This window comes from Pseudomonas sp. B329 (assembly GCF_023127835.1).
Taxonomy (GTDB): Bacteria; Pseudomonadota; Gammaproteobacteria; order Pseudomonadales; family Pseudomonadaceae; genus Aquipseudomonas; species Aquipseudomonas synxantha_A.
This window is the reverse complement of the sequence record NZ_SPKP01000056.1, coordinates 28297-41557: the sequence shown is the minus strand read 5'-3', so window position 1 is coordinate 41557 and position 13261 is coordinate 28297. Positions and strand designations below refer to the sequence as shown.

Here is a 13261-nt window from a genome sequence, read left to right as displayed (position 1 = left end):
ACGAAGGCGAGGGGGTGGCCGTTACCACCGATCGGCAACCCACACGCAAAACCCTGAGACTTCCCGGCGAAACGCTTCATAATGGCCGCCAATTTGTTTAGCTCGTTATTCTGGTGTGCCCGCATGGAAATTAAGGTCAACTTTCTCGACAACCTTCGGCTTGAAGCCAAGTTCGATGACTTCACGGTCATTGCCGACCAGCCCATCCGCTACAAGGGCGATGGGTCGGCACCGGGGCCATTCGATTACTTCCTGGCTTCGTCGGCGTTGTGTGCGGCGTACTTTGTGAAGTTGTACTGCCAGACGCGCAATATTCCCACGGAGAATATTCGCCTGTCGCAGAACAACATCGTCGACCCGGAAAACCGCTACAACCAGATTTTCAAGATCCAGGTCGAGCTGCCGGCGGACATCTCGGACAAGGACCGTCAGGGCATCCTGCGTTCCATCGACCGTTGCACCGTGAAGAAAGTGGTGCAGGCCGGGCCGGAGTTCGTGATTGAGCAGGTGGAAAATCTCGACGCCGACGCCCAGGCGTTGTTGATGCCCAATTCCACGTCCGAGGCGGGCACCTACATTGCTGGCAAGGACCTGCCGCTGGAGCAGACCATCGCCAACATGTCCGGCATCCTCGCCGGGCTGGGCATGAAGATCGAGATCGCCTCGTGGCGCAATATCGTGCCCAACGTCTGGTCGCTGCATGTGCGCGATGCGCATTCGCCGATGTGCTTTACCAACGGCAAGGGCGCGACGAAGGAGGGCGCACTGGCGTCGGCGCTGGGCGAGTTTATCGAGCGGCTCAACTGCAATTTCTTCTACAACGACCAGTTCTGGGGCGAAGAGCTGGCCAATGCGCCGTTCGTGCATTATCCGGATGAGCGCTGGTTTCAGCCGGGCCCGGACGATGAGTTGCCGAGTGAAATCCTCGATGCCTACTGCCTGAAGATCTACAACCGCGAGGGCGAGTTGCGCGGTTCGCACCTGTTCGACACCAACTCGGGCAATGAAGCCCGAGGCATTGTCTCGCTGCCGTTTGTGCGCCAGTCCGATGGTGAAGTGGTGTATTTCCCTTCCAACCTGATCGAAAACCTCTACCTGAGCAACGGCATGAGTGCCGGCAACACCTTGGCCGAAGCCCAGGTGCAGTGCCTGTCGGAGATCTTCGAGCGGGCGGTGAAGCGTGAAATCATCGAAGGCGAATTCGCCCTGCCGGACGTACCCGCCGAGGTGTTGGCCAAATACCCTGGCATCCTCGCCGGTATTGAGGGGCTGGAGGCCCAGGGTTTTCCGGTGCTGGTTAAGGATGCATCCCTGGGCGGTGAATTCCCGGTGATGTGCGTGACCTTGATGAACCCGCGCACCGGTGGCGTGTTTGCCTCCTTCGGTGCGCACCCGAGCCTGGAAGTGGCACTGGAACGCAGCCTCACCGAGCTGCTGCAAGGCCGCAGCTTCGAAGGTTTGAACGACCTGCCGCAGCCGACCTTCGAAGGCCAGGCGGTGACCGAGCCGAACAATTTCGTCGAGCACTTTATCGACTCCAGCGGCGTGGTGTCGTGGCGCTTTTTCAACGCCCAGTCCGATTATGAATTCGTCGAGTGGGACTTCTCCGGCCACGGTGAAGACTCTAACGCCCAGGAAGCCGCGACGCTGTTCGGCATTCTTGAAGGCATGGGCAAGGAGTGCTACATGGCGGTGTACGAACACCTGGGCGCCACCGCCTGCCGCATCCTGGTGCCGGACTATTCGGAAATCTACCCGGTGGACGACCTGATCTGGGATAACACCAACAAGGCGCTGTTCTTTCGCGAAGACATCCTCAACCTGCATCGCCTCAACGAGGACGAGCTGCAAGCCTTGGTCGAACGCCTGATTGAAAGCGAGCTGGACGACTACACCGACATCACCACCCTGATCGGCATCGAGTTCGACGACAACACCGCGTGGGGCCAGTTGACCATCCTTGAGCTGAAGCTGCTGATATTCCTGGCCCTCAAGCAGTATGAAGAAGCCAAGGAGTGCGTGGAGATGTTCCTGCAGTACAACGACAACACCGTCGAGCGCGGCCTGTTTTACCAGGCGATGAACGCGGTGCTGGAGATGGAGCTGGATGACGACCTGGAGCTGGCCGACTACGAGGCCAACTTCCGGCGCATGTTCGGCAATGAGCGCATGGACGCGGTGATCGGCTCGGTGGACGGCAGTGTTCGGTTCTACGGGTTGACGCCGACCAGCATGAAGCTCGAAGGGCTGGACCGGCATCTGCGCTTGATCGACAGCTACAAGAAGCTGCACAGTGCACGAGCCAACATCACCCAAGGCTGATTACGCAGTTGATTTAATGTGGGAGGGGGCTTGCTCCCGATAGCGGTGTATCAGTCAACAAATACAGTGACTGACACCCTGCTATCGGGAGCAAGCCCCCTCCCACATTTTGCTCGATATTTGACGTTAGATGTGTGCCAAGGCTTGGGCTAAATCCGCTCGCAAATCCTCCACATCCTCAACCCCCACCGACAACCGCACCAGCCCATCACCAATCCCCAACTGTGCCCGCGTGGCCGCCGGGATGCTCGCGTGCGTCATGATCGCGGGGTGTTCGATCAGGCTTTCCACACCACCCAGGCTCTCGGCCAGGGCGAAGATGCTGACGTTCTCCAGAAAGCGCCTGGCACCGGCCAGGTCACTGTTCAGATCCACCGAAATCATCCCGCCAAAACCGCGCATTTGCTGCTTGGCCAGCGCGTGCTGTGGATGGGATTTCAGGCCGGGGTAATACACTCGCGCCACTTGCGGTTGCTGTTCCAGCCAGGTGGCCAGCTCCAGGGCATTGCTGCAATGGCGCTCCATGCGCAGCGCCAGGGTTTTCACGCCGCGCAGGGTCAGGAACGCATCGAACGGCCCGGCAATCGCACCGACCGAGTTTTGCAGGAAGCCCAGGCGTTCGGCCAGGTCCGGATTGTCACCGACAATGGCGATACCGCCGATCACATCGGAATGCCCGTTCAGATACTTGGTAGTGGAGTGCACCACGATATCGAAACCCAGTTCCAGCGGCCGCTGGATCCACGGGCTGGCGAAGGTGTTGTCGGCCACGCAGATAATTCCGCGGGCACGGCAGATGCGTGCGACTGCGCGCAGGTCGGTGAGGCTCAGCAGCGGGTTGCTCGGGGTCTCGACCCAGACCATGCGCGTGTCGTCCTGCAACGACGCTTCAAAGGCCGACAAGTCGCTCAGGTCGATATAGCTGAAACGGTGCCCAGCGCTGCGTTGGCGCACCTTGTCGAACAGCCGGAAGGTGCCGCCATACAGGTCATTGCCCGAAACGATATGCGCACCGGCATCGAGCAATTCGAGCACGGTGGAAATCGCCGCCAGCCCCGAGGCAAATGCAAAGGCCTGGCTGCCGCCTTCAAGGTCGGCCACGCAGCGCTCCAGGGCAAAACGCGTGGGGTTGTGGGAGCGGCCGTAGTCGAAGCCCTTGTGCACACCGGGGCTGTCTTGCAGGTAAGTGGAGTTGGCGTAGATCGGCGGCATCAGCGCGCCCGTGGTCGGGTCGGGTGACTGCCCGGCGTGGATCACACGGGTGGCAAACGCGCTTTTATCGGGCTGACTCATGCAAGGGATCTCCGTAGGTGATTAAGCAGGTCGACGCGGGTGATCAGGCCATGGAAGCCCGAGGCGTCGGCAATAATGGCGACCAGGCCGCGATCCAGTTCTGCCTGCAGTTCGGCCAGGCTGGCGCTGGGGGGCAGGGTGTGCAAGGTGTCGGTCATGGCGCTGGCGACGGTCATGGAAAAGTCCGCCGCGTCATGGTGCAGGCCCAGCAGAATGTCCGATTCGTCGATCACGCCTGCCAATTGTTGGCCGTCTACCAGCACCGGCAGTTGCGACACATCCGCCAGGCGCATGCGTTGGAACGCAGTGAGCAGGGTGTCGTCGGGGCTCACGCTGATCACACGGCCGTCTTCGAAGCGGCGGGCGATCAGGTCGCGCAGGTCGCCGTAATGTTTGTACTGCAGCAGGCCGGCGTCGTTCATCCATTGGTCGTTGTAAACCTTCGATAAATAACGCGTGCCGGTGTCGCACACAAAGGTCACCACGCGCTTGGGCTCGGTTTGCTCGCGGCAGTAGCGCAGGGCAGCGGCGAGCAGGGTGCCGGTGGACGAGCCGCCGAGAATGCCTTCGGCCTTGAGCAATTGGCGGGCGTGGTCGAAGCTCTCTTCATCGCTGATGGAGTAGGCGTGGCGCACGCTGGACAGATCGGCAATCGACGGGATGAAGTCTTCGCCGATGCCTTCCACGGCCCAGGAGCCAGGGGTTTCAAGTTGCCGGCTGCGGCTGTATTCGGCCATGACTGAACCCACCGGGTCGGCCAGTACCATCGTGAGATCGGGCTGCACACGCTTGAAAAAACGCGTCAAGCCGGTGAGGGTGCCGGCCGAGCCGACGCCGACCACAATCGCGTCGACATCATGTTGGGTCTGCGCCCAGATCTCCGGCGCGGTGCTGGTTTCGTGGGCCAGCGGGTTGGCCGGATTGTTGAACTGATCAGCAAAGAACGAGCCCGGAATATCCTTGGCCAGCCGTGCCGCCACGTCCTGGTAATACTCCGGGTGGCCCTTGCCCACATCGGAGCGGGTGATATGTACTTCGGCGCCCATGGCCTTCAGGTGCAGCACTTTTTCCGTGGACATCTTGTCGGGCACTACCAGCACCACCCGATACCCCTTGGCCCGGCCTACCAGCGCCAGGCCCAGGCCGGTATTACCGGCGGTGGCTTCAATGATGGTACCCCCAGGACGCAAGCGCCCATCACGCTCGGCGGAGTCGATCATGGCCAAGCCGATGCGATCCTTGATGGAGCCGCCAGGGTTTTGCGATTCAAGCTTTAGAAACAGCGTGCAAGGGCCGGTATCGAAGCGGCTGACCTTGACCAGCGGCGTGTTACCGATCAGTTCAAGTACGGCAGGGCGGGATAGGGTGGGCATGTCGTCACCTGGTTACGGGATGGGCACAGGGTGGGGGACAGCAAATCACAGCATGGCTTGAAACATAGGCCGGTATCGCCCGGGTCGCAACCGGGCGGTCCGATGCATGACTTTTTTTGGCGCATGGGGGAGGGCGCGCAATTCAGGATTGCACTGAAGATCAAAGGTGGGAGTTGGCTTGTCGGATTGCCGACCCATACCTACCTGACGCCACGCGATCCAAATGTGGGAGCTGGCTTGCCTGCGATGGCGGCGGTGCTGTCGGCATTCATTGCCTGACCCACCGCCATCGCGGCCTCGCTAAGGCTCGAGCGCTCCCACAGTTCAGTTCCCGGCAATGGCGGCTTTGATGGTAGCGATGTCGATCTTGGTCATTTTCATCATCGCCTCAAACGCACGCTTGGCGACGGCAGGATCTTTGCTGGTGACCGCATCGACCAACACCCGTGGCGAGATCTGCCACGACAACCCCCACTTGTCCTTGCACCAGCCGCAGGCGCTTGCCTGCCCACCATTGTTGACGATGGCATTCCACAAGCGATCGGTTTCTTCCTGGTCATCCGTAGACACCTGAAAGGAAAACGCCTCACTGTGCTTGAACATCTGGCCGCCATTGAGGCCGACGCAGGGGATACCCAGCACGGTGAATTCCACGGTCAACACTTCGCCCTGCTTGCCGGCCGGGTAGTCGCCAGGCGCATGGTGAACGTTCCCCACTTTACTGTCGGGAAAGGTGTTGGCGTAGAAGGTCGCCGCCTCCAGGGCATCGTTGTTGTACCAGAGGCAGATCGTATTTTTGTTGTTCATCGCAAGGCTCCTCGGGTTGGAAGGTGCGTGAAGTCTAGACGATAACCGCGGGCGTTCCGCCCCGTTCAGAACCGCTCATCCAGGATCGCCGGCAAGGTAATGTCCTTGACGAAACTGGCCGGCGACAAGTTCAGCGTCATGCGCACCACTTGCACCACGTCATGGACAGGAATCGACTGGCCTTGGGGCTTTCCAGCCTGCTGTTCAGGCTTGCACGGCTTCCCGGCAAGTGCGTAAACCCGCACGCCGCGAGCGCCAGGCCAAACCCAGCACCATCAGCAAGCCCAGGCCTGCCATGATTGCACCGGCCAGGGAAATGGCCGGGTAGCCCAGACCGGCGTTGATCACCGCGCCACCCAACGCCGCACCAATCGCATTGCCAAAATTGAACGCGCCGATGTTCATCGCCGACGCCAGGTTAGGCGCATCCTTGGCGGCCTCCATCACACGCATCTGCAACGGCGGTACCAGCGCAAAACTGGCGGCACCCCATAGCAGGATCGACACGGCGGCAGGCAGCGGCCATTGCATCAGCACCGAGAAGGCCAGCAGCACGGCAATCAACACCACCAGCGAGGTGATCAAGGTACGGTCCACCGAGCGGTCGGCCGACTTGCCGCCCCACACGTTGCCCAGGGTCAGCCCGATCCCGAACAGCACAAGCATCCCGGTGACGAAGTTGGTCGAGGCGTGGGTGACGTTGCGCAGAATCGGCGCGATGTAAGTGAACACCGTGAACATCGCACTGGAGCCCACTACGGTCAGCGCCAACGCGGCCAGCACCGGCCCGCGGCCCAATACGCGGATTTCCGCCATCAGGCTGCCGCCTTTAGGCGCGGGTGCATTCGGCAGCGCCCACCACAGCGCCGCCATCACCACCGCACCGAGGCCGCTGATCCCCCAGAACGCCGTGCGCCAACCAAAGTTCTCGCCAAACCAGGTCGCCAGCGGCACGCCGCCGATGGTCGCCAAGGTCAGCCCGAGAAACATCGCCGCGACCGCTCCCGCGCGTTTCTCCGGCGCTACCACGCTGGCTGCCACAATCGAACCAATGCCGAAAAACGCCCCGTGGTTCAGCGACGTCACCAGCCTTGCGATCATCAAGGTCTGGTAGTTGGTGGCCAGCGCCGACAATAAATTGCCCAGGGTAAAAATCGCCATCAGCCCGATCAGCAAATAACGACGCGGCACTCTCGCCGTGGCGAGGGTCATGATCGGCGCGCCGATCAGCACGCCCATGGCATAGGCACTCACCAGCAGCCCGGCGGCTGGAATGGATACGCCAAGATCGGCGGCAATACCGGGCAACATGCCCATGGGCGCAAACTCCGTGACCCCGATGCCGAAGGCACCGATGGACAAGGCTACAAGGGGTGGATTGATACGCATGGTTGACTCCTCATCTGTGTGCCGAATGCTACAATCCAGCCTTTTCAAGCAGTAGCCCTTGCTCGGGAACTACAGCTTTGCGCAGGAGGCACAAATGGACATCAGCGGTCGGTCAGGAGAGATGGAAGTGTTCGCCATGGTCGCCGAGCAGGGCAGCCTGTCGGGCGCGGCGCGAGCCCTGGGGCTGACGCCATCGTCCATCAGCCGCATCATCACCCGCACCGAAAAGCGCATCGGCACCCGACTGCTGCTGCGCACCACTCGCGCCATCACCTTCACCGCCGAAGGCGAAGCCTACCTGCGCGGCGCCCGGCGCATCCTCGCAGACATGGCCGAAGTCGAAGACGCCATCACCGACCAGGGCACCCCACGCGGCCGCCTGCGAGTCAGCGCCGCCCTGGCCCATGGCCGCATGACTATCGTCCCGCTGATCGCCGCCTTCAGCGCCCGCTATCCGGCCATCGTCGTCGACCTGATGCTCGGCGATGAGGTGGTGGACATACTCGGCGGCCAGGCCGACGTCGCCATCCGCTTCGGCCCCCTTGCCGACAGCCCCCTGACTGCTCGTCCTATCGGCTCCACCGGGCAGGTGATCGTCGCCTCACCGGACTACCTGGCAAAACATGGCACCCCGGTGTTGCCGCAGGATCTACTCCGGCACAACTGCCTACGCTTCAACTTCCGCCGAGCGGCGCCGGATTGGCCGTTTCGGATGGATGGTTGCGAGTTTTCGTTGAAGGTGGCGGGGACGATTGAGGGAAATAGTGGCGAGGCATTGGCACAGTTGGCAAAGCTGGGGGCAGGGATTGCGCGGATTGGGGCGTTTAGTGTGGTGGAGGAGGTGAAGCGGGGGGAGTTGGTGGTGTTGCTGGAGGACTTTAACCCGGGGGATGTGGAGCCGATTCATGCGGTGTTTGTAGGGGGAGGGGCGATGCCGGCGCGGGTGAGGGCGTTTGTGGATTTTTTGGTGGAGCGGCATGGGGTTTGATGAGGTGCGGGTTTAGATCTGGATTTGTTGGGAGGAGGGGGATCGGCGGATTTCGGCCAAAAGCTGTCGGTGGCCACAGGCAGAACTTGACCCAAAGCAGCCTGTCGCAAGTGAGCGTTGCCGACCAATAGCTGACATTCTAGACAGGCGCCAAATGGCCGATTGCTATCTATCAGCCGAGCATCCGCTCCCCGTCTTGGCGGGACCGGGATACAGGCTCGATAGTCCGGAGAATTCTCAAGGTTAGAGTCCAGACTGCTGCGGCACCTCAGAGCGTCCACGCTGCCACGAAGAAAAGGTTTACGTAGCCCCTTCGCTTTGAGTCCTTTCCAGGTGGTTTACGAGTAGCCACCATAGATGTTCAGAGGCGGGGTGTAGTCGGCGATCTGAGCTACGCAGAATATGACACTGTGATTCCCTCGCGATCGGGTGATCAAGTGGTATAGCTATAAGCTTTGAATTCCCGGCTTGTTGCCCAAGTGATTGAGCTGTCATAAAACCTACCCCAAGACCGGCTTGGCATAAAGCTATCGCAACTGACTGCTGGTTACAGCGATATGCAGGGGTGAACGCCACGTTTTCGGACTCGAACATCTTATTGATATAGCGTTGTATGCCGTACGTATTTGTCAGCGCTATGAGCCTATGGTGTGCCAGCTCGCTTATGGGAATGCTAGTGAAGTCTCTTAATGGATGATCATTGGGAACGATGGCGCACATGGGGCCTCTGGTAAAACTGCGTCGTTGAAGAGACACGTTTTCGATAGGGCCAAAGGATAAAGCCATGTCTACTTCCCCACGTACGAGCATCATCAGCGTAGTGCTCATGTCGCCTGAACTGATGTCTACAAAGACGTCCGGGTAGACCTTGGAGAACTCACGCAACTCGTTGCCCACAAAGTTTGCAACCATGCCCGGCCCGATACGAAGGTTTACCGTCCCGCCCCGCATGTATCGAAGGTCATTCAAGTGCTTGGTTAGCGCCTCTCGGCGTTCTTGAGTTTCCGAGAAATGATCCGAAAGAAGCTTGCCGGCCTCCGTCAGCACCACGTTTCGCCCACGACGTTCAAGTAGCGATAGATGCAAGCTGCGTTCGAGGAGCGCAACCTGACGGCTGATAACGGAGGGATTGACGTTCAGCACATCGGCTGCCTTGCGAATACCTCCTTGAAGCCCAACCTCGTGGAGATAGCCCAGACGCTTTTCTTGGAGTTCGTTGTCCATTTCTCAGCCCTACGGCGGCAGCCAACTGTTGACCTGAGGGCAACAATTTAGTGGCGCGCTTCTTATTTTTCAAGCCATGGAGGCATTCCATACTCAGGCTTCATTAACGCATGACAGGCCAAAAACATGAGTATCGTACAAGAGTACCTCCACCGGCATTCCGACAGTCTTCTCGCCGATTTAAGGATGCTTGTCAGTGCTGAGTCACCCTCTACAGATAAACGGGCGGTTGATGCCTGCGGTGAAGTGCTTCAGGAAATCATGATGCGGCGTATTGACGCTACCGCAGAGGTCGTTCCACGTGACGAATACGGAAACCATCTCGTTTTCACGGCCGGTCAAGGTTCAAGGCGCACGGCAATCCTAGGGCACTTTGACACGGTCTGGGATATTGGGCGTCTGCCAATAAAGGTGGAGGACGGCAAGCTATACGGCCCAGGCGTTTTGGACATGAAGGCCGGGCTTGTTCAGGCCATTTGGGCGACCAAGGCCCTGATTGATCTCGACTTGCTCAAGGACCGGGAGATCCGCTTTTTATGCTCAAGCGATGAAGAACTCGGCAGTCCGAGTTCTCGGGAGTGGATTGAAAGTGAAGCGATATTGTGTGAGCAGGTACTCGTTGTCGAACCGGCTACCTCACATACCCATGCACTCAAGACCGAACGTAAAGGAACAGGGCGTTTCGATATCAAGATCAAAGGTCGTGCGGCCCACGCCGGCAACAATCCGGAGGAAGGGGTAAGTGCAGTACATGAGATGGCCGAGCAGATACTGTTTCTGCATGGCTTGAATGCCCCTGAGTTGGGAACAACACTGAATGTGGGAATCGCGAAGGGTGGCCAGCGGACGAATGTTGTTGCAGACAGCGCTGAGTTGAATGTCGATTTACGCGTTAGCAGTGAGTCGGAGGCTCGGCGTATCGAATCGTTGGTTAAAGAAATGAAGCCATACTTGGTCGGTGCGCAGATTTCTGTAACTGGCGGCCTGGTTCGGCCACCACTTGAATATACGCCTACAAACCAGGCGCTTTTTGCTGTTGCTCAAGAGGCAGCAAACGCACTTGGTATTCAAATTGAAGGTGCCTCGGTGGGCGGGGGAAGTGATGGAAACTTTACCTCCGCAGTCGGCGTACCCACCCTGGATGGACTTGGAGCCACCGGTGTCGGGCCGCATGCAATTCATGAACACATCATTATCTCAGACTTGCCAGTACGGGCTGCACTTCTCGCCGAGCTGATCCAGAGACTTTGAATCTACCAGGATAACTCGAGGAAAAGGCTATGATAAATACAAAAACGGCCATTGAGGAAACAAGCAACGCCTCAAAGCGCACAAAGCAAGAAACCAAGAGCCCCTATGTTTTTCTTTTCATAATCTTGGTGGTTGCCGCTATTGCAACCTGGGTAGTTCCAGCGGGAGTGTTTGATCGTGAAACGCGTGATGGCATTTCATTTGTCATCTCGGGAAGTCTTCATCCGGTTGCCCAAAATGGCGTTCATCCGCTAGGAGTTTTTACCGCGATAGCCACAGGCTTGCAAAGCTCAGCACCGATCATTTTCCTGATACTGTTTACGGGCGGCGCTTTGGCTGTACTTGAGAGCACCGGTGCTATTCATCAAGCTTTAAATGGAATAGCAAACAGTACAAAACTTAATGATTATTTGATAATTATTATATTTGGATTGATCTTTGGGGTGCTTGGTACAACGGGAGTTGTGGTCAATGCGGTTGTTGCTTTCGTCCCGATTGGTCTGCTGGTGGCTAAATCCCTGGGTTTGAATCCCATCTTTGGGATATCACTGGTTTACCTGACGTGTGCCTCTGGTTACAATGTGGCGCTTACCAACCCAGTGACAACCGGGCTTACCCAGAGGCTTGCACAACTACCGCTGTTTTCCGGTTTTGGGTTGCGCGGGATCACTTCAGGTCTTTTTATCCTGACCTGTATTGTTTTTTTGACGATTTATATGCGGGCTTGTCGAAAAAACGGAGAAAAGCGTCCTGTAGTTATCGAGGTGTCCCGTCAAGAATCGAAGGCGACAACCCGCCACTGGATTATTCTGGCTTTCGCATCCATTTCCTTAGTGACCTTCATTTATGGTTCCATGACCATGAAATGGGGTGAAGTTGAAATGACAGCCATGTTTGTATTGATGGCTATTGTTGCAGGAATGATTGGAAAGCTTTCGGCGTCTGAAATAGCCAATAGCTTTCTTGGTGGTTGTTCCCGAATTGTATCTGGAGCACTCATTGTTGGCATGGCACGTGCGATATCGATCGTCTTGGATAATGGCAAAATCCTTGACCCCATTGTCGGGTGCCTGGCTGATTTATTAGCCCCGCTACATCCAGCAATGGCAGCAATAGGGATGTATTTTAGTGCGGCTCTGATGCATTTTGCGATCTCTTCCGGCTCTGGTGAATCGGCGTTGCTTATACCGATCTATGTCCCTATCGGCGACATGATCGGGTTGACGCGGCAAGTGGTTGTCCATGCTGTCTTGTTCGGTGAGGGAATCGTTAACTGTATAAATCCGACATCCGGAGTATTGATGGGAGTTCTTGCTGTGGCAGGAGTACCCTTCGGTAAGTGGGTGAAATTTGTCGCACCACTGGTTGCTGTTTGGATGGTGATCTGCGTGGTCGTACTGATCATCGCCGTGGAAATAAAGTGGGGGCCGTATTAAGTATTTCCAGTTATCCTCTATTTGCTTCGTAGTGGATGGGGGAGCTTTTGTGTTTGTTGATCTAATTAAAATAAGAAGAGCAGGAGTACTGTAAGTGGTCGAAAAAGCAATCGCTACGACTTTTGTGCTGAACAGCATTATGTTGAGTGCCCAGGCTTATGCCGACTTCCTGAGTGACGGAACAGCCACATTGGAAATGAAAAATTTCTACTTCAACAATGACAATCGCAATGGAACTGCTACACCTTCGAAAACCGAAGAGTGGGCGCAAGGTTTCATGCTCGATTACAAATCGGGATACACTGATGGCAGGCTCTGGCGCTTGCCGAGGATGCGGGCGAGGGTAGATTTGCCGATACTGGCATTTCCCAGAACTACAATCCGTTGGCAGACTTCCTGTCGCGAACAAAGTTGGTAATTGTGCAGGCTTTGGGTGTCCCAGTCAAAGACTGATGGGGGGCGACCGCATCTCGGGAATAAATGATGTATTGCTACTGTGCATCCTCAAGATGAGAGCGAGTGTCTCCCCTTACTAGCCTGTATTGAACGTCCGCTTCTGGCCGTTTACGGCCCGTGAGAAATAACCAGTTTCTCCTCCACGCGCTGGCCTGCCTTGCTCCAGCGCACGGAGCCCTTTCTAGCTAACCGTTGTAGAGTGCGCTTCTACCTCCGAAGCCTGCTCCCGCAATCGACGCGCGATAACATCCATCAGATCACACCCATCCCGCAACGGTATCGCCAGTAGTTGAGCAAAATCCGAAAGCACCACGCAGTCAGCTTCCACCTCGCCCCGAAAAGCGATGTTTTCCAATAGTTGAGTCACGTACGAATACGATACTCAGCCATCGCTTGCAGCATATCGAGCGGTGCTTGCGAGTCAATGAGCAGGGACGCTGGAACCCGATCGATTCCAGTAAGAGGGATATATCTTTCCATTTTTGAAACTCCGATAAATGCAATGATTTACCGATAATCAGGTCGCCAAACCTGATCGCCACATGGGCGACCGGGGGACTATAAGCGCCGGTGCAGGAGATGATCAACGCCAAGGTTGTAACCGGCATGGATGGACTGAAGCTCGAACGCCGCTCACCCCACATTCTCGCTGCAGTCTGCTCCCGACTAGCCTCATTCTCTTCTTGATATTTCCCCACACTATCTCGTTTTTTAAGCTTGCT

General features: G+C 57.4%; 10 protein-coding genes and 3 pseudogenes. 6 read left to right on the top strand and 7 right to left on the bottom strand.

What is annotated here, in order from left to right:
- Positions 1-123 precede the first annotated feature (123 nt).
- A complete protein-coding gene (locus E4P00_RS24840; protein WP_248133239.1) occupies positions 124-2322 on the top strand; it encodes an OsmC domain/YcaO domain-containing protein in 2199 nt (732 codons plus the stop codon).
- Positions 2323-2448: 126 nt separating this feature from the next.
- Here the strand turns inward: E4P00_RS24840 and E4P00_RS24835 are convergent, their stop codons facing one another.
- The gene (locus E4P00_RS24835) at positions 2449-3615 is read right to left on the bottom strand and encodes a cystathionine gamma-synthase (RefSeq protein ID WP_248129214.1); all 1167 of its coding nucleotides are present in this window, start codon (positions 3613-3615) and stop codon (positions 2449-2451) included.
- On the bottom strand, positions 3612-4988 hold the full coding sequence (locus E4P00_RS24830) for a cystathionine beta-synthase (protein WP_032880899.1): 1377 nt from the start codon (positions 4986-4988) through the stop codon (positions 3612-3614). Before E4P00_RS24830 ends, E4P00_RS24835 begins: the two co-directional genes overlap by 4 nt.
- A gap of 102 nt (positions 4989-5090) precedes the next feature.
- On the opposite strand from E4P00_RS24830, the gene E4P00_RS24825 reads away from it, so the two are divergent.
- Positions 5091-5267 (top strand): hypothetical protein, encoded by a 177-nt coding sequence (locus E4P00_RS24825; RefSeq protein WP_248133238.1) that lies wholly within the window; start codon positions 5091-5093, stop codon positions 5265-5267.
- Between the two features lie 45 nt (positions 5268-5312).
- Here the strand turns inward: E4P00_RS24825 and E4P00_RS24820 are convergent, their stop codons facing one another.
- The 3 genes and pseudogenes from E4P00_RS24820 to E4P00_RS24810 all read right to left on the bottom strand — a co-directional run bounded on the left by E4P00_RS24820 (position 5313) and on the right by E4P00_RS24810 (position 7184).
- The gene (locus E4P00_RS24820; protein ID WP_078821259.1) at positions 5313-5795 is read right to left on the bottom strand and encodes a VOC family protein; all 483 of its coding nucleotides are present in this window, start codon (positions 5793-5795) and stop codon (positions 5313-5315) included.
- Between the two features lie 65 nt (positions 5796-5860).
- Positions 5861-5992: pseudogene (locus E4P00_RS24815) on the bottom strand (SDR family NAD(P)-dependent oxidoreductase); the annotation flags it as partial.
- Positions 5993-5999: 7 nt separating this feature from the next.
- Positions 6000-7184 (bottom strand): MFS transporter, encoded by a 1185-nt coding sequence (locus E4P00_RS24810; RefSeq protein ID WP_078821260.1) that lies wholly within the window; start codon positions 7182-7184, stop codon positions 6000-6002.
- A gap of 94 nt (positions 7185-7278) precedes the next feature.
- Between E4P00_RS24810 and E4P00_RS24805 the strand changes: the two genes are divergently transcribed.
- Positions 7279-8172, top strand: coding sequence for a LysR family transcriptional regulator (locus tag E4P00_RS24805; protein ID WP_078821261.1), 894 nt, complete (start codon positions 7279-7281; stop codon positions 8170-8172).
- Positions 8173-8472: 300 nt separating this feature from the next.
- Here E4P00_RS24805 and E4P00_RS24800 read toward each other — a convergent pair whose 3' ends face one another.
- Positions 8473-9396, bottom strand: a complete 924-nt coding sequence (locus tag E4P00_RS24800; protein WP_248133237.1) for a LysR family transcriptional regulator — start codon at positions 9394-9396, stop codon at positions 8473-8475.
- 126 nt (positions 9397-9522) lie between these two features.
- On the opposite strand from E4P00_RS24800, the gene E4P00_RS24795 reads away from it, so the two are divergent.
- The 3 genes and pseudogenes from E4P00_RS24795 to E4P00_RS24785 form a co-directional block, all read left to right on the top strand.
- A complete protein-coding gene (locus tag E4P00_RS24795; protein WP_078821263.1) occupies positions 9523-10647 on the top strand; it encodes a M20 family metallopeptidase in 1125 nt (374 codons plus the stop codon).
- A 29-nt stretch (positions 10648-10676) separates the two neighbouring features.
- Entirely contained in the window at positions 10677-12083 is a 1407-nt protein-coding gene (locus tag E4P00_RS24790) for a YfcC family protein (RefSeq protein WP_248133236.1), read from the top strand.
- Positions 12084-12222: 139 nt separating this feature from the next.
- Positions 12223-12393 (top strand): annotated as a pseudogene (locus tag E4P00_RS24785) (OprD family outer membrane porin); the annotation flags it as partial.
- Between the two features lie 327 nt (positions 12394-12720).
- On the opposite strand, the pseudogene E4P00_RS24780 reads toward E4P00_RS24785, so the two are convergent.
- Positions 12721-13019, bottom strand: a pseudogene (locus E4P00_RS24780) (hypothetical protein).
- Positions 13020-13261: the final 242 nt, after the last annotated feature.